The sequence below is a fragment of the Aeromonas sp. FDAARGOS 1404 genome, from assembly GCF_019047085.1.
Classification (GTDB): domain Bacteria; phylum Pseudomonadota; class Gammaproteobacteria; order Enterobacterales; family Aeromonadaceae; genus Aeromonas; species Aeromonas veronii.
In genome coordinates this window covers 3,971,123-3,993,019 of record NZ_CP077237.1, presented here as the reverse complement: position 1 = coordinate 3,993,019, position 21,897 = coordinate 3,971,123, and the positions used below count along the sequence as shown (strand labels likewise).

The 21,897-nt window shown below is 60.2% G+C and carries 21 protein-coding genes; 13 read left to right on the top strand and 8 right to left on the bottom strand.

Features of this window, described 5'->3' with window-relative positions:
- Positions 1 to 87: 87 nt before the first annotated feature.
- The gene (gene ylqF / locus I6L34_RS18510) at positions 88 to 1,038 is read right to left on the bottom strand and encodes a ribosome biogenesis GTPase YlqF (RefSeq protein WP_216955128.1); all 951 of its coding nucleotides are present in this window, start codon (positions 1,036 to 1,038) and stop codon (positions 88 to 90) included.
- 323 nt (positions 1,039 to 1,361) lie between these two features.
- Between ylqF and I6L34_RS18505 the strand changes: the two genes are divergently transcribed.
- The 8 genes from I6L34_RS18505 to I6L34_RS18470 all read left to right on the top strand — a co-directional run bounded on the left by I6L34_RS18505 (position 1,362) and on the right by I6L34_RS18470 (position 10,039).
- A complete protein-coding gene (locus I6L34_RS18505) occupies positions 1,362 to 2,759 on the top strand; it encodes an alkaline phosphatase (protein WP_216955127.1) in 1,398 nt (465 codons plus the stop codon).
- 11 nt (positions 2,760 to 2,770) lie between these two features.
- Positions 2,771 to 4,162: an alkaline phosphatase gene (locus tag I6L34_RS18500; RefSeq protein ID WP_058058083.1), complete on the top strand. Its 1,392-nt coding sequence runs from the start codon at positions 2,771 to 2,773 to the stop codon at positions 4,160 to 4,162.
- 72 nt (positions 4,163 to 4,234) lie between these two features.
- Positions 4,235 to 4,921: a hypothetical protein gene (locus I6L34_RS18495; RefSeq protein WP_058056188.1), complete on the top strand. Its 687-nt coding sequence runs from the start codon at positions 4,235 to 4,237 to the stop codon at positions 4,919 to 4,921.
- An 82-nt stretch (positions 4,922 to 5,003) separates the two neighbouring features.
- The gene (locus I6L34_RS18490) at positions 5,004 to 5,741 is read left to right on the top strand and encodes an ABC transporter substrate-binding protein (protein ID WP_058056071.1); all 738 of its coding nucleotides are present in this window, start codon (positions 5,004 to 5,006) and stop codon (positions 5,739 to 5,741) included.
- A 245-nt stretch (positions 5,742 to 5,986) separates the two neighbouring features.
- On the top strand, positions 5,987 to 6,382 hold the full coding sequence (gene rnk / locus I6L34_RS18485) for a nucleoside diphosphate kinase regulator (RefSeq protein WP_058056070.1): 396 nt from the start codon (positions 5,987 to 5,989) through the stop codon (positions 6,380 to 6,382).
- Between the two features lie 193 nt (positions 6,383 to 6,575).
- Positions 6,576 to 7,166, top strand: coding sequence for a transcriptional regulator UhpA (uhpA, locus tag I6L34_RS18480; protein ID WP_058056069.1), 591 nt, complete (start codon positions 6,576 to 6,578; stop codon positions 7,164 to 7,166).
- Entirely contained in the window at positions 7,163 to 8,683 is a 1,521-nt protein-coding gene (gene uhpB / locus I6L34_RS18475; RefSeq protein ID WP_058056068.1) for a signal transduction histidine-protein kinase/phosphatase UhpB, read from the top strand. Before uhpA ends, uhpB begins: the two co-directional genes overlap by 4 nt.
- 21 nt (positions 8,684 to 8,704) lie before the next feature.
- Positions 8,705 to 10,039 carry an MFS transporter gene (locus I6L34_RS18470; RefSeq protein ID WP_058058082.1) on the top strand — a complete coding sequence of 445 codons (1,335 nt, stop codon included), beginning with the start codon at positions 8,705 to 8,707 and terminating at the stop codon, positions 10,037 to 10,039.
- Between the two features lie 92 nt (positions 10,040 to 10,131).
- On the opposite strand, the gene I6L34_RS18465 is transcribed toward I6L34_RS18470, so the two are convergent.
- On the bottom strand, positions 10,132 to 11,265 hold the full coding sequence (locus I6L34_RS18465; protein ID WP_058058081.1) for a GGDEF domain-containing protein: 1,134 nt from the start codon (positions 11,263 to 11,265) through the stop codon (positions 10,132 to 10,134).
- Between the two features lie 520 nt (positions 11,266 to 11,785).
- Here I6L34_RS18465 and I6L34_RS18460 point away from each other — a divergent pair.
- The 4 genes from I6L34_RS18460 to I6L34_RS18450 all read left to right on the top strand — a co-directional run bounded on the left by I6L34_RS18460 (position 11,786) and on the right by I6L34_RS18450 (position 14,478).
- Entirely contained in the window at positions 11,786 to 12,586 is an 801-nt protein-coding gene (locus tag I6L34_RS18460; RefSeq protein ID WP_005334079.1) for a transporter substrate-binding domain-containing protein, read from the top strand.
- A 99-nt stretch (positions 12,587 to 12,685) separates the two neighbouring features.
- A complete protein-coding gene (locus I6L34_RS18455) occupies positions 12,686 to 13,645 on the top strand; it encodes an amino acid ABC transporter permease (protein ID WP_216955126.1) in 960 nt (319 codons plus the stop codon).
- Complete coding sequence (locus I6L34_RS21965; protein ID WP_265184880.1) at positions 13,629 to 13,751, top strand: hypothetical protein; 123 nt, start codon at positions 13,629 to 13,631, stop codon at positions 13,749 to 13,751. Before I6L34_RS18455 ends, I6L34_RS21965 begins: the two co-directional genes overlap by 17 nt.
- The gene (locus tag I6L34_RS18450; protein ID WP_005350722.1) at positions 13,735 to 14,478 is read left to right on the top strand and encodes an amino acid ABC transporter ATP-binding protein; all 744 of its coding nucleotides are present in this window, start codon (positions 13,735 to 13,737) and stop codon (positions 14,476 to 14,478) included. The genes I6L34_RS21965 and I6L34_RS18450 overlap by 17 nt, the downstream gene beginning before the upstream one ends.
- A 107-nt stretch (positions 14,479 to 14,585) precedes the next feature.
- Here the strand turns inward: I6L34_RS18450 and I6L34_RS18445 are convergent, their stop codons facing one another.
- Complete coding sequence (locus tag I6L34_RS18445; RefSeq protein WP_216955125.1) at positions 14,586 to 15,377, bottom strand: ABC transporter substrate-binding protein; 792 nt, start codon at positions 15,375 to 15,377, stop codon at positions 14,586 to 14,588.
- A gap of 168 nt (positions 15,378 to 15,545) precedes the next feature.
- On the opposite strand from I6L34_RS18445, the gene I6L34_RS18440 reads away from it, so the two are divergent.
- On the top strand, positions 15,546 to 16,385 hold the full coding sequence (locus tag I6L34_RS18440; protein WP_216955124.1) for a sterol desaturase family protein: 840 nt from the start codon (positions 15,546 to 15,548) through the stop codon (positions 16,383 to 16,385).
- A gap of 97 nt (positions 16,386 to 16,482) precedes the next feature.
- On the opposite strand, the gene I6L34_RS18435 is transcribed toward I6L34_RS18440, so the two are convergent.
- The 5 genes from I6L34_RS18435 to phoU all read right to left on the bottom strand — a co-directional run bounded on the left by I6L34_RS18435 (position 16,483) and on the right by phoU (position 21,886).
- Positions 16,483 to 17,898 carry a basic amino acid/polyamine antiporter gene (locus tag I6L34_RS18435; protein WP_058056062.1) on the bottom strand — a complete coding sequence of 472 codons (1,416 nt, stop codon included), beginning with the start codon at positions 17,896 to 17,898 and terminating at the stop codon, positions 16,483 to 16,485.
- A gap of 9 nt (positions 17,899 to 17,907) precedes the next feature.
- Positions 17,908 to 18,810 (bottom strand): homocysteine S-methyltransferase family protein, encoded by a 903-nt coding sequence (locus I6L34_RS18430; protein ID WP_058058079.1) that lies wholly within the window; start codon positions 18,808 to 18,810, stop codon positions 17,908 to 17,910.
- A gap of 293 nt (positions 18,811 to 19,103) precedes the next feature.
- Complete coding sequence (locus I6L34_RS18425) at positions 19,104 to 19,646, bottom strand: hypothetical protein (RefSeq protein WP_167558049.1); 543 nt, start codon at positions 19,644 to 19,646, stop codon at positions 19,104 to 19,106.
- 19 nt (positions 19,647 to 19,665) lie between these two features.
- Positions 19,666 to 20,985 carry a hemolysin family protein gene (locus tag I6L34_RS18420; RefSeq protein ID WP_005334094.1) on the bottom strand — a complete coding sequence of 440 codons (1,320 nt, stop codon included), beginning with the start codon at positions 20,983 to 20,985 and terminating at the stop codon, positions 19,666 to 19,668.
- A gap of 190 nt (positions 20,986 to 21,175) precedes the next feature.
- Positions 21,176 to 21,886, bottom strand: a complete 711-nt coding sequence (phoU, locus tag I6L34_RS18415; protein ID WP_005334097.1) for a phosphate signaling complex protein PhoU — start codon at positions 21,884 to 21,886, stop codon at positions 21,176 to 21,178.
- Positions 21,887 to 21,897: the final 11 nt, after the last annotated feature.

The window sequence follows — 21,897 nt, the reverse complement described above, 5'->3', positions numbered from 1 at the left end:
CGACCCTGGGGCCGCCTCTTCGTGTTTCGTCATCTGGGTCACACAAGCTCGCTCGTTGTCAGGTAAGCTCGGGACACCTGAGGATAACTATTTCTGACGCTTGCGGGCGTACTTGCGACGGGCGCGGGCCTGACGCTCCTCTTCCCGCTCGGCCTTCTCTTTGGCTTTGTGCTCGGCTTCTGCGGCGGCTTCGACAATCTCGACGCTCACCATCTCCGGCGTCTCCAGCGAGATGCGGCCAAGCAAGCCGGAGCGGAACTCGTTGATCAGGATCTCGGACGCCTTGTGCAGGTCGGCCAGCCCCCCTTTGCGCATAAACGCCCGCTGGCGGGCGATCATCTCCAGCAGCTCGATCTCGGTCTCGGGCAACTCGTCAATCTGGTAGCGCGCCTTGATCCGCTCCGGATAGGCCTTGATGAAGTAGTCAGCGGCGAACATGGCGATATCGGCATAGTCAAACACCGTGTCCTTGATGGCCGCTGTGATGGCCAGACGATAACCGCAGGAGGGCGGATTGAGCTTGGGCCAGAGGAAACCCGGGGTATCGGTCAGGATAACGTTGTTATCCAGCTTGATCCGTTGCTGGGACTTGGTCACCCCGGCCTCGTTGCCGGTGCGGGCGATGATGCGCCCCGCCAGGGTATTGATCAGAGTGGACTTGCCCACGTTGGGGATCCCCATGATCATCGCCCGCACGCCGCGCAGCTCAAAATTGCGCTCCGGCAGCATCTCGTGGCAGAGAGTCAGCAGTTGCTTGATCTTCTCCGGCTCTTGTTGCGTCAGCGGCAGCGCCTTGATCCCCTTCTCTTTTTCCATGTGCGCCACCCACAGATCGGTGATCGCCGGATCGGCCAGGTCCGCCTTGTTCAGCACCTTGATCACCGGGGTATCACCACGCAGCTCGGACACCAGCGGGTTTTCGCTGGAGAAGGGGATGCGGGCATCGAGCATCTCGATGATCACATCGACCTGGGGCATGACCTCGGCAATCTCTTTGCGGGCCTTGTGCATGTGACCGGGGAACCAGTTGATGGACATATCCGTTACTCTCTGTGGGGGCTGCGGGCGCGCGCATGGAACAACAAGCGCTCTGCCGCGGGCATCGAACGAAGGGGGCGCATTTTACCTGCTGCGGGCCTCTTTTGACAGGTCATTCTAGCCATCACCTCATCAAATCAGCAAACCGCCGAGGCGTAACAACCTTGCCGGAAGCGACCGGGCCAACTGGCTCAATTGATAGATAACACATTGATATAGTGTAACATTTTTATCACTTTTTCACACAACCGTCACCGATAGTCAGTAAAAGTGTCATCTGCCCCCTCTAGGCTGCGCTCAGGTTTTACAAGGAGCGAACCCCAATGAGAAAAATGGCAGGACTTGCAGTGATGATCGGCGCCGCCCTGGCTGCCGGCTGCAAATCAGACAATGACACGGTGGCGACCAAGCCCGCAGCCCAACCCACCAACGTCATCTTCTTCCTCGGTGACGGCATGGGCCTCAACACCCTGACGGCCGCCCGCATCTACGGTGTCGGCGAAGAGGGTGATCTCACCATCGATACCCTGCCAGAGACGGCCTTTATCAAGACCTTCTCCCACGATGCCCAGGTCACTGACTCGGCCCCCTCCATGGCGGCCTACATGACCGGGGTCAAGAGCAACAACGGCGTCATCAGCATGGACGGCGACGCCACCTATGAGAGTGACTGCAGCAAGAGCGCCGGCAAGCCGGTGACCACCCTGCTGGAGCTGGCCAAAGCCGATGGCCGCGGTACCGGCGTGGTGACCAGTACCCGGGTAACCCACGCCACCCCGGCGGCTACCTATGCCCATATCTGCAACCGGGATCTGGAGGCAGATATCGCCGTCCAGCTGGTGCCGGGCGGCAAAGGCTACAACAGCGCCCTCAAGGAGGGGCTGGATGTGGTGCTCGGTGGCGGCAGCAGTTTCTTCCTGCCCAAAGCCGACAAGGGCAAGCGGGAGGATGGCCGCAACCTCATCAGCGAAATGCAGGCCAAGGGCTACCAGTTTGCCAGCAATCTGGATGAGCTGAACAAGGCCGATGCGGGCAAGCCGCTGCTGGGTCTGTTTGGTTCCAGCCACATGAAATATGACCTGGACCGTCCCGCCAGCGAGCCGTCACTGGCCCAGATGACCCTGGCCGCCATCAAACAGCTCAAGGGCAAGGAGAAGGGTTACTTCCTGATGGTGGAAGGGGGTCGCATCGACCACGCCCTGCACGACACCAACGCCAAGCGGGCGCTGCAGGACACCATCGCCTTCGACAACGCCATCAAGGCCGCCATCGACGAGGTGAAAAAGAGCGACCCCGAGCTGAAAAACACCCTGATCGTGGTCACCGCCGACCACGACCATACGCTCGTGCTCAACGGCTATGCCAAGCGCACCGGCAAGACCACCGCCGACAATCCCGGCGTACTCGGGCTGGTGAAGAACTACGAGACTGGCGAGCCAAGCAAGGATAGCGAGGGCATGCCCTACACCATCATAGGTTTTGGCAACGGCTACAACCGGGTAGATGGCCCGCGCAGCAGCGTCGCCCCGCTCGACGATTCCACCGTCTCCGCCAATGACTACCACCAGGAAGTGGTGGTCAAGGTGGGCGAGATCGGCAACGAGACCCACGGCGGCACCGATGTCTTCCTCGGCGCCATCGGCAAGGGGGCTGACAGCTTCCATGGCTCTCTCGATAACACCGCCGTGTTCGGCAAGATCAAGGCTGCGGCCAAGCTGTAAGGAGCACTTTCATGAGCAAACAGATGAACACATCCATCAAGCACACGCTGGTCTGCGCCGCCCTGTTCAGTGCGCTGGGCGCAACCTCCCAGGCACAGGCCGGTGATGCCAAAAACGTCATTCTCTTTATCGGTGATGGCATGGGCCCCACCGTGCTCACCGCCACCCGCCTGTTCAAGGTGGGGGAGGAGGGCAATCTGGAGATGATGAAACTGCCGCGCAGTGCCCGCATCAAGACCTTCTCCAACGATGCCCAGACCACCGACTCGGCCCCCTCCATGGCGGCCTACACCACCGGGGTCAAGATGAACAACGAGGTGATCGCCATGAGCAGCGACACCAAAGCCGTTGCTCCTGGCAAAGATGTCAATGGCAACAAAACCGTCAACAATTGCAGCAGCGATAACGGCAAGCCGGTGCCCACCATACTGGAGCTGGCCAAGGCGGCAGGCAAATCGGTCGGGGCCGTCACCACCACCGAGCTGACCCACGCGACCCCGGCGGCTACCTACGCCCACATCTGCCATCGGGATGCCGCTTATGACATCGCCGCACAGGCCGTTCCGGGGGGCGCTGGCTATAACAGTGCCCTCAAAGATGGGGTCGATGTACTGATGGGCGGTGGTGCCAACCACTGGACCCCCTACAGCGCCAGCAACAAGAGCGGTCGCAATGACAACCGCGACCTGACCGCCGAGATGAAGGCGCAGGGATACAGCTATGTCACTACCCAAAGTGAACTGGCCAAGGTCACCAGTGGCAAGGTGCTCGGTCTGTTCAGCAGCAAATCCCACTTGGACTACGAGCTGGATCGGGTCGCCAAGGGGGCAGCCAATACCCAGCCGTCCCTCTCCGAAATGACCGCCAAGGCGATCGACCTGCTGAGCAAGAACAGTCAGGGTTACTTTCTGATGGTAGAAGGCGGCCGGATCGATCACGCCCTGCACGGCACCAACGCCAAGCGCTCGCTCACCGACGCGGTGGCTCTGGATGAGGCGGTCAAGACGGCGCTGGGTAAAGTGGATCTCAACAATACCCTGATCGTGGTCACCGCCGACCATGACCACACCATGACCATTAACGGCTACTCCGCCAAGGGCAATCCGGTGCTGGATCTGGTGAAAAATGGCGATGGCTCGACCCAGAACGACGTGGATGGCAAGCCCTTCACCACCCTGGTGTTCGGTAACGGCCCCAACCGCCCCGATGTGCGTTCCGTCCTCACCAGCGATCAGGTGATGGCCAATGACTACCTGCAGGAGACCGGCGTCAAACTGACATCGGAAACCCACGGCGGCGGCGATGTGATGCTGTTTGCCGATGGCGCCGGCAGCAACCGCTTCAAAGGCACGCTGGATAACACCAAGGTGTTTGGCAAACTGCGGGAGGCGCTCGGCCTGTAAGCAGCAGGGGCCCGGGTGCATCTGAGCAATCGACTCAGCGGCCCGGGCCCCGGCTCTTTCGAGCGACAGATGATGATGCGACTTTTGCTTTCGTTATGGCTGCTTGGCAGCACCCTCGCCGTCCCCCTGCATGCTGACGACACGCCCCCGGACCTCGCCGCCCGGATCAGCTATCACGACCGGAACACCGGCAGCGATGGCATCGCCAGAGAGAGTGTCTGGCAAGAGAAGTGGCTGCGGGTGGGCAATCAGGTGTGGAGCCAGCGGCTCATTCCCCTCCCCCTTGCCCGTGCCTATCACGCCACTCACGACGCCACGCCCGGCCACAAGCACTTTACCCACCAGATGGCAGCCCGCTGGGTCAGCCGCAGTGATGAGGGTGAAATTCAGCTGCGCTATGCCGACAGCTGGCACAACCAGCTGGTTGAGGTGCCGGTGGAAGAGTATGGCCAGGTGGCCTTCAAGCCCGACTGGCCGCGGATCCGCCATCTCGTCAACCCGGCGCTGCTCGAGGGAATGACCCCGCTGGATGAGGCCGCCCCCGAGCAGGCCCGCTGGTATGAAAAGCGCGAAGGGCAGCAACGAACCCGGATTCTCTGGTCGAGTCAGTGGCAGATCCCGCTGGTGGTCGAGTCGGCCAGTCTCGATGGCTATCGCAGCTACCGGATGGAGGTGACCCTGCGCAAGCTGCCTGCTCAGCTCCCCTGGCAGCAACTCGCTGATTACGAAGTGCGCGATCTGCGGGATTTCTTCGACTGAGATCCCAACCCCTCAGCGGGCACAACGACAACGCAGGCAGGAATGTTACACTCTGCATATTCGACTCTGGCTCACGACCTTGATGCGCGCTCTCTGCCTGCCCTTTTTTGCCCTGCTGTTATTGCTGGTGAACACCGGTGCCCAGGCTATTGTGCTGGTGGCGGCCGAGTTGCCCCCTTACGTCATTCAGTCCTCCCATGGTAAACCCAGCGGGGTGGGTATCGAGATCATGGAGGAAGCAGCCCGCCGTCTAGGCGAGCCGCTTACCATCGAGCTGATGCCACTTCCACGTGCACTGACCCAGACAATTCATCGCCCCGATGTATTGATGATCCCGCCCGTGCGAAGCAGTCAGCGAGAGCACCTCTATCAGTGGGTAACGCCCATCCTCGATGAGCAGTTTTTGATCGTCAGCGATCGCCGGTTTCACCCAAAAGCACTGAAAAGCAGCGATTTGAAGAACCTTGATGTGGGCGTGCTGCGCTACTCGTTTGGTCAACACCTACTCAAACAACGCATCGGGATCCGGGGAGAGACAGTGGCAGATGAGCAACTAAACGCTCATAAACTCCATCGCGGTCGCATTGATGCCTGGGTCGCAGCATGGAATGTCATCCTGTATGCCCAACAACAAGACAAACGCTCATCACAACAGCTGGTTCGCGGGGAAGTGTTGATGAACACCCAACTGTTCCTGGCCGCTCACAAGGATTTCCCCTTCAAACAGGCGCAGCGCTGGCAAGCCGTGATAGACGAGATGCGCCATGATGGCACACTGGCGCGGATCATCCGTCAGTACAACTATCAGGCTCCTGAGTAGTCACTCAATCACGGTTGCCAAGGCCAGCCAGAATGGTTATGGTAGCCCCATGAAAATACTCGCTATTTCCTCGCATTTGCTCACACCCTGCTGAGCCCCCGCCTCGCTCCTTCGGCCGCGAGTCGCTTGGGGGCATGGCATTTTCAATCGATTGAACCTGTTGAATCCATTTTTGTAACACCCAGTGTGATGGCCAACCTGCACCCGCCGGTATGGGCCTATCCGCTATTGATAAGGAATATCTTATGAAACAACCTCATCTGGTTATCTCCAGCCTTGATCTGGACCGTATCGAACAACTGCTTGGTAACCACCCGCAGCATCAGGCCCTGCAAGAGGAGCTGGACCGCGCCGAGATCCGCGAACCGGCCGACATGCCGCCGGACGTGGTCACTATGAACAGCAAGGTACGCTTCAAGATGCAGAGCAGCGGCAACGAGTTCTGCCTCACCCTGGTCTACCCGCGCGATGCCAAGGGCGACGAGAGCAACATCTCGGTACTGGCGCCGGTGGGCAGCGCCCTGCTCGGTCTGAAAGTGGGCGACAGCATCGCCTGGCCGGGCCCGGCCGGTCGCACCATCGAGGTCGAAATTCTGGAAGTGGTCTATCAGCCGGAGCGCGCCGGCGAGCTGCACCGCTGAGTCCCACGGGCTGGTCATCCCCCTGTTGATCAGCCCGCTTGCTCGCCCTTGCCAGCTGATCCCGATCAAGCTTTGCGCACCTTGCCCCCCGGTTTTTAGCCCCTTTTCCTGCTGCTGCTTGAGCCTGACTCGGGGGGCAGGTATCTTGTTGGCCGCGTCATGGTCATGACGCACCGAATTTCAGGCTGACATCATGATAAAAATTGCCCTCATCGACGATCACCAGATCGTCCGATCCGGTTTTGCCCAACTGCTCAATCTGGAGCCCGACCTGCAGGTGGTCGCCGAATTCGGCTCCGCCAGCGATGCCCTTGCCGGCCTGCCCGGCAGCGGGGCGCGGGTCTGCGTCTGCGACATCTCGATGCCCGACCGGTCGGGGCTGGAGCTGCTCAAGCAGCTCCCCTCCGGCTTGGCTGTAGTGATGCTCTCGGTGCACGACAGCCCGGCCCTCATCGAGCAGGCCTTGCAAACCGGCGCCAAGGGGTTTCTCTCCAAACGCTGCAGTCCGGACGAGCTGATCGCCGCTGTGCGTACCGCCGCCCAGGGGGGGTGTTATCTTACGCCGGACATCGCCCAGAAACTGGCCAGCAGCAGCCGGGATCCCCTTACCAATCGGGAGCGGGAGATTGCCCAGTTGCTGGCACAGGGGCTGGAGGTGAAGGCCATCGCCGAGCAGCTTGGCCTCTCCCCCAAAACCGTCCACGTACATCGCGCCAACCTGATGGACAAGCTCAAGGTCAGCAACAACGTCGAGCTGGCCCACCGCATGCTGGATAGCTGGTGATCTCCCGTTTTGCCAGCTATGTCGCCATCGCGCTGGCGGCCTGCTTCATCTTTGCCGCTGGCTGGTTTTGCCTCTGGAGCATCAGCCTGCATCTGGCGGGTGGCCCGGCGCTGGCGGTGCTGCTGTTCCCCTTCGGCCTGCGCCTCGGGTTGCTGCTGCAAAGTCCCGGCCACTACTGGCCGCCGCTGTTGCTGTGCGAAGGACTGCTGCTCTACTGGCTCAATCTGGAGGTGGGGCTGCCCCACTGGCCTTGGCTGGTCGCGGGCAGTCTGCTGACCCTGATACCGCTGCTGATTGCCCGTCGACAGCAGGTGCGCAACGACTGGCAGCAACTGTTGCTGCTGCTCGCCACCGTCACGGCAGCGGCGCTGCTGCAAGCCCTGCTCTGGCATCTGGCCGGGGAAGATGGCCTCTCGGCCCTGCTGCTCAGCCTGACCGGCGGGCTGACGCTGACCTCCACCTGCATGCTGATCTGGCACTACCTCACCCGCGCCACCTGGGTGCCGCTGGGGCCTGCGCTGGTGGATCAACCGGTGGAGTGGCGCTTTCGCCATCTGGTCTGGTATCTGTTGCTGTTCGTATTGAGCCTCTGGCTGCAACTGGGATTGCCCAACTCGCTGGTACGCTTTACCCCGTTTTGTCTGGCCATCCCCATCATCGCCATGGCGTGGCGCTACGGCTGGCAAGGGGCGCTGCTCGCCACCCTGATGAACACCATCGCCCTGCTGGCCAGTCAGGCCTGGCACGATCACCCCCTCGATCTGCTGCTCTCCCTGCTGGCCCAGAGCCTCACCGGCCTGCTGCTGGGTGCCGGGATCCAGCGCCAGCGCGAACTCAATCAGGCGCTGACCCGCCAGCTCGCCCACAATCGCCAGCTCACCGAGCGGCTGCTGGAGACCGAGGAGAGCATCCGCAAGGAGGTGGCGCGCGAGCTGCACGACGACATCGGCCAGACCATCACCGCCATTCGTACCCAGGCAGGGATCGTGCGCCGCCTCGCCCCCGATAATGCCGGGGTAGGCCAGAGCAGTGCCCTCATCGATACACTGTCGCTCGGGATCTATGACGCGGTGCGCGGCCTGCTCGGGCGGCTGCGCCCGCGCCAGCTCGACGACATGACTCTGGAACAGGCGGTACGGGCACTGCTGAGGGAGCTGGAGCTGGAGCGTCACGGCATCGTCACCCGGCTGGAGTGGCAGCTGGCGGATGGGGATCTCTCGGATGCCCAGCGGGTCACCCTGTTTCGGGTCTGTCAGGAGGGGCTCAACAACGTGGTCAAACATGCCAACGCCCACTCGGTCACCATTCGCGCCCGAACCAGCGGCGAGCAGTTGCAACTGGTACTGGAAGATGATGGCCGCGGTCTGCCGGAAAGCCGCCCGCAACAGGGCTATGGCCTGCTCGGCATTCGCGAGCGGGTACAGGCCCTCGGGGGCAGTCTGCAACTCTCCTGCATCCACGGCACCCAGCTGACGGTCAACCTGCCCAGTCGCAGACGGGAGGAGAGTCATGGCTAATCACCACCAGAGGGCCTGCCTGTGCTGAGTTTTATGAGAAGCGCGCCGCCCCGGCCCCTTATCCGGGATCAGGCCGAGATCGATGCCACCTATCGCCACTGGCGGCTGCACCTGCTGCTGACCATGTATCTGGGCTACGCGGTCTTCTACTTCACCCGCAAGAGCTTCAACTTCGCCATGCCGGACATGCTGGCGAGCGGCATGCTGGACAAGTCCGATATCGGCATGCTCTGGACTCTGTTCTACATCACCTACGGCTGCTCCAAGTTCTTCTCCGGCATCATCAGTGACCGCGCCAACCCGCGCTACTTTATGGGTGTCGGACTGATGGCCACTGGCGTCATCAACATACTGTTCGGCCTCTCGTCGGCACTCTGGATGTTTGCCGCCCTCTGGGTCGCCAACGCCTTCTTCCAGGGCTGGGGCTGGCCCCCCTGCTCCAAGCTGCTTACCAGCTGGTATTCGCGCACCGAGCGCGGGGTCTGGTGGTCGGCCTGGAACACTGCCCACAACGTCGGCGGGGCGCTCATTCCCCTTATCGTCAGCACCATCGCTCTGCAACATGGCTGGCGCTACGGCATGATAGTGCCCGGCCTTATCGCCATCATCGCGGGATTGTTCCTCTGCTGGCGGCTGCGGGATACCCCGAGTGCCATGGGATTGCCAACGGTGGGCGAGTGGCGCAAGGATGCCATGGAGCTGGCCCAGCAGACTCAGGATGCGGGCCTCTCCCATCGCCAGATCCTGCGCAAATATGTGCTGGGCAACCCCTATATCTGGCTGCTCGCCTGCTGTTACGTACTGGTCTATGTGGTGCGCACCGCCATCAATGACTGGGGCAACCTCTACATGACCGAGCAGCGCGGCTTCAATCTGATGAGCGCCAACTCGGCCATCTCCATGTTCGAGGTGGGGGGCTTTATCGGTGCTCTGGTGGCAGGCTGGGGATCGGACAAGCTGTTCAATGGCAACCGTGGCCCAATGAACCTCATCTTTGCGGTGGGGATCCTGCTGGCGGTGGGGTCGCTCTGGCTGATGCCCTTCTTCAGCTATGTGATGCAGGCGGCCTGCTTCTTCACCATCGGCTTCTTCGTGTTTGGCCCCCAGATGCTGATCGGCATGGCGGCGGCGGAGTGCTCCCACAAAAACTCGGCGGGGGCGGCCACCGGCTTTGTCGGTCTCTTTGCCTACATGGGGGCGGCGCTGTCGGGCTATCCGCTGGCCAAGGTGATGGAGATCTGGCACTGGAACGGCTTTTTCGTAGTGATCTCGGTGGCGGCGGGCGTCTCGGCCCTGCTGCTGCTCCCCTTCCTCAAGGCGCAGGCACCGAGAACCGCTCAAGCGAATGCTGAGTAGCGGGTGGCAGCTGACGAGCCATATCCGGCAAACAGAAACAGCCAGGGCGCGGATCACCGCGCCCTGATTTTATTCCTGAACCTATTCCTGCATCAGGCAGCCTGACAGACCCGGTTCTTTCCTTCCCGCTTGGCCCGATAGAGAGCGTCATCCGCACGGCTGAACAGGCTGTCAAAGTGCCACTCCCCCTGCCAGTGAGCAATACCCATGCTGACGGTGATATGGATCCCCTCTACCTCGCTGGCCGCAAGCTGAACCCGCAGTGATTGGCAACGGGCGATCGCCTCCTCTGCGGTGGCATGGCGAAACAGCAGCACAAACTCCTCGCCCCCAAAGCGACTGGCCAATACGCCCTCCAGCTCGCGCAGTGCCAACCCGACCCGCTCCAACACCCGATCCCCCACCTCATGACCATACCGATCGTTGATCTGCTTGAAGTCATCCAGATCGAGCACCACCAACGCCCCCTGCTGTGCAGGGCGTCCCCGGGCCAGACGCTCCATAAAACCACGGCGATTGAACAACCCGGTCAGCGGGTCATGACTGGCCTGATAGCGCAGCTCCAGCGCCCGGTGCTGGTTGCAGAGCAGCAGCACCCCGAAGGTGAGCATGGAGCTGCCCACCAGCATGGAGACATAGGGCAACACGTTGAACAGCTGACGCTGGAACGGGCTTTCGATCACCTCGCCCCACACGGTAAACATCCGCATCAGGGTCATGGCGATCAGCACCAGATTGAGGCCAATCAGCACCCAGACCGCCACCTGATAATCAGGGCGGCCGTGACGCCAGAGCTGCCAGATGATGAGCGAACTGAGCATGAGGAAGGTGGCGCTGCTGATCATCACCCGCACCGCAATCCGGCCATCGATGGCGACCGACCAAGTCATGACGGCGGCAAACAGCAAGATGAATCCCCAGCAGACAGGCCAGCCCGGCGATTGACGGAAGAAACAGCGTTGGGCGACCAGCAATAACGACACATGAAAAATCAGGAAGACATTGCCCACCCAGGAGCCATAGGGGGTGGGTGTCAACAGCAGGCTGGCAAATCCCGCCTGACCCAGCATGGCAAACAGACTGGACCACCACCAGACCCCGACGCCGGGAATATCGTTGTGGGTAACGCGAATGATGGTGAGAGTGAGGAAACCGAGACAATAGCCACACAAGGCCATGATCATCAAGGTAAAAATATCCAGCTTAAGCAGTAGTGAGGCGTCCATACCAAAGCCATGCAGAGAGGGTAACTGAGTATATGAGAAGCGTTTGCCAAGACCCAGTACGACTTGATGGTTTTCACAATAAAGCCCGTTCGTTTGCTGACAAACAGAGCAATGCGTGTGATATCCCGCCAATGTGTATTCGTATTAACCCCATAAAAAGCCTCTTACGGAGCCCAGAAACTCAATAAGAGCCGCAAGCGGCGCCCTGACTTTGTAACAAAATGTCTTGGGGATAATTTGGGCTTGAACCCACTCAATTAGATAGATATGTTGTTTTCGTGTGATTTTATGAATGAAGCCATGAGCAATAAATGTCTCTAACCTGTTGAGTCTTCTGACACAATCTGTTTTTGGTACATTTTTCACTCAACCACTATTCATAGCATCTCATATGGGGCTTTTGTCCCGCTCAAGACATTCATCCTGTCTTGCCTGTTGCCGGATGCAGCAGTCTCTTGTGCCACGGAGTCGCACGGGATCAGGTTCAAGGCCGAACACACCACCGACAGAGACGTCACTTATGATCAAAAAACTGATTCTTTCTACCCTGCTGTTTTGCGGGATCGCCACGGCGGCCCCGACCCCTGCCCCCACCTCCACCCTGGATGCCGTGCTCGAACGCGGCGTGCTGCGAGTCGGCTTCGATGCAGGCTATCAACCCTTCGAGATGACCAACAAGCAGGGCCAATACATCGGCTTTGACGTGGATCTCGCCAAGATGGTCGCCAAAGAGATGGGCGTGAAGGTCGAGTTCGTCAACACCGCCTGGGATGGCATCATTCCGGCGCTGCTGACCAACAAGTTCGACGTCATCATGGGCGGCATGACCGTCACTCCCCAGCGCAACCTGCGAGTCAACTTCGCCGATCCTTACATCGTGGTCGGCCAGACCATCGTCCTGCGCAAAGAGAAGGCGGGCGAAATCAAATCCTTCACCGACCTCAACGACCCGAAATACAAGATCGCGGTCAAGCTCGGCACCACCGGCGAGCAGGCAGTCAAGCGCCTGATCCCCAAAGCCACCCTGCTGCAGTTTGAAACCCAGGATGACGCCAAGCTGGAAGTGATCAATGGCAAGGTCGATGCGTTCGTCTATGACCTGCCCTACAACGCTATTTTCGCCTCCCAGAATCAGGGCGCCGTGGTGCACCTCGACAAGCCGTTCACCTTCGAGCCGCTGGCCTGGGCCATCCGCAAAGGGGATCAGGACACCCTCAACTGGTTCAACAACTACCTGCGCCAGATCAAGGGCGATGGCAGCTACGACCGTCTCTACAAGAAGTGGTTCGAATCCAACGCCTGGCTGAACCAGCTCAAATAACCTCCGGGGGGCGGCACATGCCGCCCCTGCACCACGCAGCTCCCCACACAATAACGAGAAGAGGTTGTGACTGTGCACACACCCAAACCGACAAGACAGATGGAAAAACAGCCCAATCAGCTACTCTGGCATGGGGTTTTCCTGCTGATGCTGCTGGTTGCCGTATTCGGCATCTACAAGGCTGTCCAGTCAGTGGATTACACCTGGCGCTGGGAACGCATTCCCCAATACATCGCCTATCAGGCGGAGCAGAAGAATCTGGCCGAATTTGACGGCACCGTGATGGCGGGCACCAGCGAGGCCGAGAAGGGCAAGCTGTTCCTGCAAGACGATCTCGACCCCAATGTGCGGCAAGCCATTGCCAGTACCGGCATACAAGTCGCCGAAGGGGATACCGTTTTTCGTGGCGATACCCTCGACACCCAACTGAGCTGGACCGCAGGCCCCATCGCCTGGGGCGTCTGGGTCACCGTCAAGCTCTCGCTGGTAGCAGGCATCTTCGCCATCCTGCTCGGCACCCTGGCCGGGCTTGCGCGTCTCTCCCCCAATCCGGCCCTGCGCAATCTGGCCATCACCTATGTGGAGCTGATCCGCGGCACGCCGCTGCTGGTGCAGATCTTTATTGTCTACTTCTTTATCGGTACCGTGCTGAACCTCGATCGCTTCACCGCCGGGGTCGCCGCGCTGGCGGTCTTTACCGGCGCCTATGTAGCGGAGATCGTCCGCGCCGGTATCAGCTCCATCCACAAGGGGCAGATGGAGGCGGGTCGCAGCCTGGGTATGACCTCGGCCCAGACCATGCGCTATGTCATCCTGCCGCAGGCGTTCAAGCGGGTACTGCCACCGCTGGCAGGCCAGTTCATCAACCTGATCAAGGACTCCTCGCTGGTCTCGGTCATCTCCATCACCGATCTGACCAAGGCCGGTCGCGAGGTGGTGAGCTCCACCTTCAGCCCGTTCGAGGTGTGGTTTACCGTCGCCCTGCTCTATCTGGTGCTCACCGGCACCCTCTCCTTCCTGGTACGCCGTCTAGAGGTGAAATATGCACGCAGTAACTGATCCCATCATCAAGGTGCAACGGGCGTCGATAAGTGCAGCCATCACCGGCACCCCCTTCGCCTTCCCGGTTCGTTTTCTGGAGGTGAAATATGCGCGCAGCAACTGATCCCATCATCAAAGCGACCGGCGTAGAGAAGTTCTACGGCAGCGAAGTGCACGCCTTGAAAAATGTCAGCACCCAAGTGGCCGAAGGGGAAGTGGTGGTGATCGTCGGCCCCAGCGGCTCCGGCAAATCCACCTTCCTGCGCACCCTCAACCAGCTGGAGACCATCAACGACGGCAACATAGTAGTCGACGGCATCTGCCTGACCGAGCCGGGCGATGTCAACAAGCTGCGGGAAGAGGTGGGCATGGTGTTTCAGTCCTTCAACCTCTTTCCCCACCTGACGGTGCTGGATAATATCTGCCTCGCCCCGCAGAAGGTGCGCGGCCTGTCGCGCCGTGAGGCCGAAGACAGAGCCAAGGCGCTGCTGCTGAAAGTGGGGCTGTCGGTGAAAGCGGCCAGCTATCCGTCCCAGCTCTCCGGCGGTCAGCAACAGCGGGTGGCCATTGCCCGGGCACTCGCCATGCAGCCACGCATCATGCTGTTTGACGAGCCCACCAGTGCGCTCGACCCCGAAATGGTGGGGGAAGTGCTGGATGTGATGAAGGGGCTGGCCCGCGAAGGAATGACCATGGTGGTGGTGACCCACGAGATGGGCTTTGCCCGCGAGGTGGCGGATCGGGTGCTCTTTATGGAGAGTGGCGAACTGCTGGTAGATGAAAAACCGGCCGACTTCTTCGACAATCCACCCTCCCCACGCCTGCGCCAGTTCCTGAGTCAGGTGCTGTAGCCAACATGCTCTGCTGGATAAACGAAGAGGGACCGCAAGGTCCCTCTTCTTGTCTGTCACGCTGAGCAGACTCAACCCAGCTGAACCCGAGTGCCCATCTCATCGGCTCAGCGCGGGGACTTTCCCAGATAGCGCTCCACGATCACTTTCACCCCGTCACGTTTTTTGAGCTGATAGAGCTCCTTGTCAAACTGGTCGATAAAGACCTGTTTGTAGGGGTACTCCCCCTTGCGGCTATAGCCGAGAAACCCCTGCTCCTTGCTGAGCACCGGACCCTGTTTGAGCAAGGACATATCGGCCACCGCCAGCTGATCGGCCTTTATCATGTTGAGCAACTCATAGAGCAGGGAGAGGCGATCATTGATGGTGCAATCGACCCGGCCGCGGACAATCTTGAGCAGGTTCTCCCGATTGCTTTTCACCTCCTCCACGTCGATCTGCTTCTCTTTTACCGCCTGCCAAAAGGCATCGCCACCGACGGCAAAACCGGCGTTCATGCCAAAGCGCAAACCGTGATAGTCGAGCGGAAAGCTGGCCTGTGGGGTATTGGCTGCCACACTGGCGCCGCACATCACCACCAGCTCTTCATCCAGCATCGGCTGGGAGTAGGGCCACATATAAGGGCGGGTATCGGGCATGTAGTAGGGTGGAAAAATGGCGAAGGCGGTCCCCTGCTCCACCATGCTCAGACCGCGCCGCCACGGCATGGGCTTGAGCACCACCTCATAGTCAGGCATGGCAGAGGTCACCTCGCGGATGATGTCGGCATAGATCCCCCTGACCTCCTCCCCCTCCTGCCAGGAGTAGGGGGGATAGGCGGCATCCGCCAGGATCTCGACCCGGGTCTTGGCGTGCGCCATCATGCACAACCCCAGCAACAAGCAACACCAGACGCGCATAAGCCAGCACCTCCTGAAAAAGCCTGCATCAAGCATAGCCATCCGCCGCGCCTTCCTCTGCTGGTGCGCCATTTTTCATGCCATCTCTTCGTTGGCTGAAAAATGTTAATGAAATATTAAAACCATCCTTTATGCTGGAGAGCAATTGCTCTGAATGGATGGTCGCATATGGATGTGCAACTGCTTCTGCTCTACCTCTCCCCGATTTTTCTGGCCTTTGTCGGCTGGGAGATGCTCTACCTGCGCAAACATGGCGCTGCCTTTCCAACCGCCACCTACCAGTGGCGGGATCTGTTCGCCAACGCCGCGCTGGCCCTGATGCACCAAGGGGGCGATGCGCTGGCGGCCATCGCCATTGCTTATCTGTATGACACCCTCTGGGGCTGGCGGTTGTTCGATATCGAGATGAATCTCTGGAGTGTGCTACTGCTGTTTCTGTTGCAGGATCTCTGCTACTGGCTGTTCCACTTCACCAGCCACCATGTGCGCTGGCTGTGGGCCTCCCACGTGGTGCATCACAGCTCGGAGCGGCTCAACCTCTCCACCGCTTTTCGCCAGAGCCTGATGTATCCCATCTCCGGCATGTGGCTGTTCTGGATCCCGATGATTGTCATCGGCTTCCCGCCCGAGGCGGTGGTCGCCACCGTGCTGCTCAGCCTGGGTTTTCAGTTTTTCGTCCACACCCAGGTAGTGGGCAAACTCGGCTGGCTTGAGTGGATCTTCAACACCCCCTCCCACCACAGGGTGCATCACGCCAGCAACGCCAAGTACATAGACCGCAACTTTGCCGGGGTGCTGATCATCTGGGATCGGCTGTTCGGCACCTTTGTGGAAGAAGATCCGGCCGAGCCGTGTCGCTTTGGCATCACCAAGCCGATCCACAGCTTCAACCCCCTCACTCTCACCTTCCATGAGTGGCGCGACATGCTGCGTGACGCCCGTGGCCTGCCATGGCGACAAAAACTCGCGGTGCTGTTTGGCAAACCGGCCGGACCTGCCAGCCGCTGAGCCTTCGCCCCGAATCGCAGCTCCCGGATAGCAAGTCCCTGATAACAAGAGAGCGCCACAGTTGCGCTCTCTTTTATGGTCAATCACATCTTCGATGTCAGAGATGGGCGAACGACCAGACGGCGGGGATCAGGCTCAGCAAGGTCACTCCGGCCAACAGCCGTTCGCGACCACTCAGGCAAAGATCTGCGCCCAGCTGACGGCGGCTGTAGAGAAACAGCAGCAGACCCGGACCGTAGAGCAACAACGACAGCAGCAGATACTCCACCCCGGCAGCATAGAGCAGCCAGAAACCGTAACAACTCGATACCAGCGCTACCGCCCGCATCAGACCGCGGCCCTGCCCGCCCTCACCCTTCTTGCTGAACGAGAGCTTGAGCAAGAACAGACCGATCAGCAGGTAGGGCACCAAAATCATCGAGGTAGAGATAAGCAGCAGGCTGGTGTAGCCCTTGCCGAGCAGCCACACCAGCAGCAGGCAAGTCTGCACCGTCAGGCTGGTGAGCCAGAGCGATGCGATAGGCGTCCCATTGCGGTTCTGGCGCCGGAAGATGGCGGGAAACGCGCCGTGACGGGCCGCGCTGAACGGCACCTCGGCCGAGAACAGGGTCCAGCTCACGTAGGAGGCGAGCACCGAGACGATAAGGCCGACGCTGATGAGCAGCTTGCCCCAGGATCCGGTCATCTGGGCCATCAGCCCTGCCATGGAGGGGTTGGGCAGCGCCGCCAGCTCGGGTCGGCTCAATATTCCGAGCGCCAGCACCGAGATAAGCACATAGAGCAGCAGTGCCAACACGACCCCCAGTACGGTGGCCGTGCCCACATCTCGCCGGTTTCTGGCGCGGGCCGACAGCACCGCGGCCCCCTCGATACCGGTAAAGACCCAGAGGGTGATCAGCATGGTATTGCGCACCTGCTCGGAAACCGGCACCGCCAGGCTACTGCCCTGCTGATCCGCCGCGAAGGTGACCGGTTCGAACCAGTAACAGGCAAACAGAATAAACAGCAGCAGCGGCAGGCTCTTGGCCAGGGTCGCCACCAGATTGAATAGCGCCGCCTGCTGCACGCCGCGGGCCACCAGCAGGTGCACCGCCCAGAGGATGCAAGACTCGCCGACAAACGCCGCCAAAGTGTTTCCCTCGCCAAACCAGACCTGCTCGGGGGTATCGATAAAACTGCCCAGCGCCGCAAAGGCAATGACCAGATAACCCACCACGCCGATGGTGGCACAGAGCCAGTACCCCCAGGCGGAGAAGAAGCCCACCAGATCGCCAAAACCGGCGCGAGCGTAGCTGTAGATACCGCCGTCGAGATCCGGCCTGAGTCGCGACAGATAGAGAAAACTCATGGCGAGCGCCAGGATGCCCACACCCGTCACGCCCCAGCCGATCAGCACGGCGCGGGCTCCTGCCACCTCGGCCATGTTCTGGGGCAGGCTAAAAATCCCCGCCCCCACCATGGAGCTGAACACCAGCGCGGTGAGTGACCAGAGCCCAATCTTGCTCTCTTTCATGGAAGCTCCTTAGCGCAACCGGCGGCTCAGCGCCTGAATATGCTCGGGGCCGATGCCACAGCAGCCGCCGATGAGGTTCGCCCCGGCCGCACGCCAGCGCTCGGCCCAGCCGAGATAATCCAGCGGCCCCAGATCGGCGCGGATCTCGTCCAGCCCATCGTTGGCGGTGGCCTCCTTGGGTTGTGGCGGGAAGGCGTTGGCGTAAGCACCGAGGCGAATGTCTGCGCGGCCCAGCGCCTGCAATCGGGTGCGGGCAACCTCGAGGGCCCCCTCGATCACCTCGGGCTGACAGCAGTTGAACAGGATGGCATCGACCCCGGCCGCCACCAGCGCGCTAACCGAATCGGCCACCCGCTCGCCGGAACGCAGTCGCGGTTCGTTGCCAGGCGCCTCATCTTCCAGCGTGAAGGAGACCCAGAACGGCTTGCCGTCATCAGGCAATAGCGCTTTCAGGGCCAGTGGTTCGGCAATCAGGCTCATGGTCTCGGCCAGCCAGATATCCACATGGGGAGATAGCGCCCGGATAAGCGGCATCGCCAGCTCGCTCACCCGGTTCGCCTTGAACAGGTCGGCACGGTAGGAGCCAAACAGCGGTGGCAGAGAACCCGCCACCTGCACGGCGCCCTTCTGCTCGTCAGCCACCTCACGGGCCAGCTGACCAGCCAGCGCCGCCAACCCCTCCCCGTCGGCAAAGAAACGCTCATCGCCGATATGAAACGGCACCAGTGCATAGCTGTTGGTAGTAATGACCCTGGCCCCGCTCGCCACATAGGCCTGATGCACGTCGCGTACCGTCTCTGGCGCCTCCATCAAGGCCAGCGCCGACCACTCGGGTTGACGAAACGGTGCCCCCCGCCGTGCCAACTCGCGCCCCATGCCCCCATCCAGCACCCACAATTCCCTGGTTTTCATCTGTCGTGTCTCTTTGTTATGTGCGTTGTTTATTTGCGTATTTATCTGTTTGTTTTGTTGATCTGCGGTTTCGCATCGAATCGCTGCAGATCGTCCAGCTTCATCTTGGGAAGCGCTTTTATTATGCAGCCATAAAAACATATAGATGTTTAGATGGCCAAAGCAAGATAAAACAAAGTGCCACGGGCGGCAATCAGTATCAGCAGAAATCAGCGTGCAAACGGCGAGGCAAACGCAGAAATGCAAGAGGCCACCCGAAGGTGGCCTCATCACTATCTTGATCCGCTGGCGACTTAACGCCCGGCCAGCACTCGCTTAATCTGTTTGACCCAGTCGGAAACCCGACCCTGCTGCGGCAGACCGCGCCAGATCTGCTCCCACTGGGCAGGGCTGAGAGGACGACCGAGGCGACGCTGCACACCCGCATAGAGGTAGTCATGGGCCGTGGTGGCCGCATGCTCGGAGGTGAGGAATTTGGAGACCGGATCGGTCAACCGTACATCCCGCATGCCGAGCAGCGGATAGTCGTTGTGCACCGCCGCCAGCATGGTCTCGCGCATGGCGGACTCGATGTAGCCACGGGCAAACAGGGCGGTAACCGACTCCAGCGACCCCTGATCCGGGCCGTGATACTGCTCGTCAAAGACCGGGCTCGGCTCGACCATGCCGCTTTGCACCACCGCATCGGGATCCGGCTGCGGCACCACCACGGCAGGCTTGGGGGCAACCGGCTTGGCTGCCACTGTGGCTTTGCGCGGCGCACTCTGGCTACAGGCACCCAGTGCCAGGGCGAGCGCGACACAGGCCAGCGCACGGGAATGAGACTGCATCTTCATGACTCTTATGTCGCTCCTTTTACGATTCCTGAGCTGGCTTCTCGGCCACAGCCGGTTCGACCCGGGTAACCAGCAGCTGATCAATCTTGTAACTGTCAATATCGACCACTTCGAACTTGTAACCGGCGTATTTGACCGAGTCAGTGCGCTTGGGGATCTTGCGCAACATATACATGATAAAGCCGGCGATGGTCTCGTAGTTCTGGTTCTCGGGGAACTCTTCGATATCGAAGGCGCGCATCACGTCGGAGATGGGGGTGACACCGTCCACCAGCCAGGAGTTCTCGTCGCGCTGGACGATCTGCTCTTCCACCACGTGAGTCGCCCACTCGCCCATGACGGTACTCATCAGGTCATTCATGGTGACAATCCCCACCACCAGCGCGTACTCGTTCATCACCACGGCAAAGTCACCACGATGATTCTTGAAGTACTCCATCGCCTCATAGAGGTTCAGGGTATCGGGGATGATGATGACGTTCTGCACCAGGTTGCCACCGATAAGGTCGATGCTCTGGCCACCGATAACGCGGATCAGCAGCTCTTTGGCATCGACAAAGCCCTTGATGCTGTCGAGGTTGTGGTCACAGACCAGAAACTTGTTGTGGGGATGCTCGGCGATCTTCGCCTTGATGCTCTCTTCACTCTCTTGCAGGGTGAAATAGATCAGGCTCTCGCGGGCCGTCATGGCGGAGGTGACACCAAGGGACTGCAACTCGAATACGTTCTCGATGAGCTGATGCTCCTCGCGCTGGATAACCCCCGCCTCGGCACCGGCATCCATCACCGCATAGATATCGTCGGAGGTGATCTCGTCGTTACGCACCGTGGAGACGCGCATCAGACGGAACAGGGAGTTGGCCAATCCGTTGAAGACCCACACCAGCGGCATCAACACGGTGACGAAGAAGAGCATGGGGCGCACCACCACCACGGCAATCTGCTCGGGCATGGTCATGGCCAGACGCTTGGGCATCAGGTCGGCGATCAGGATAAACATGCCGGTGACGAACACGAAGGAGGCACCGGAGCTAATCTCGCCAAGCCAGGGCCCTTGGTAGAACTGGGAGACAATCCCCTTGATGGCGGGGTTGAGGGCAGACTCACCCAGGATACCGCCCAGAATGGCGACGGTGTTGAGGCCAATCTGCACCACGGTGAAAAAGTTGCCCGGCTGGGCCTGCAGGGCCAGCACCTTTTCGGCCTGGCGATTTCCTTCATCCGCCATCACCTGCAATTTGATTTTGCGAGACGCGGCGAGAGAGATCTCGGAGAGGGAGAAGAACACACTGCCGCCAACCAGCAGCATTAAAAAGAACAAACTATCGGCAAAACTCATGATTAACCTATTGCTACACCCGCCTTAGCACAAGACGGCAAACTGGGCCCGGGAGACCGGACCGTGAGCCCATCCGGGACTCACACAGGGGGAGTATTCTATCAGAAAACAGCCAGTTGGGGGCTTTATCTTACTCCGACCAGTTATGCAACAAAAAAGGCGCTTCACGCGCCTTTTTATTCACTTCCGGTTAGCCCTTGCCCAGCAAGGTGCCCAGATCGTCCGCCTTGGTGTGGCGCACATCCTTACCTTTCACGTAGTAGACGATGTACTCGCAGATGTGCTGGCAACGATCGCCGACCCGCTCGATGGCCCGCGCCGCCCACAGGACGTTAAGCACCTGGGGGATGGTGCGGGGATCTTCCATCATATAGGTCATCAGCTCACGGATGATGGACTCGTACTCGCGGTCTACCTTGTCATCTTCCTTGTAGACCGCCAGCGCCGCATCCAGATCCATGCGGGCGAAAGCGTCGAGTACATCGTGCAGCATCTTGATGGTGCGACGGCCCATGTTCTCCAGCGACACCAGCGGCGGCTGCGGCTTGTTGGCGTTGTCGGTCAGCATGCGGGCGATCTTGTCGGCCACGTCGCCAATGCGCTCCAAGTCGGTGATGGTCTTGATGATGGCCATCACCAGTCGCAGGTCGGAGGCTGTCGGCTGACGCTTGGCGATGATGCGGGTGCACTCCTCGTCGATCGCCACTTCCATCGCGTTGACCTTGTGGTCGTTGGCCACGATCTTGCGGGCCGCATCGAGATCCTGATCGTGGATCGCCGCGATGGCGTCAGTGAGTTGCTGCTCTACCAGACCGCCCATCACCAGCACCTGGTTGCGCACGCTCTCTAGCTCGGCATTGAACTGACCGGAGATGTGTTTATTGAGGTTCATATTGTCCATACAAATAATCC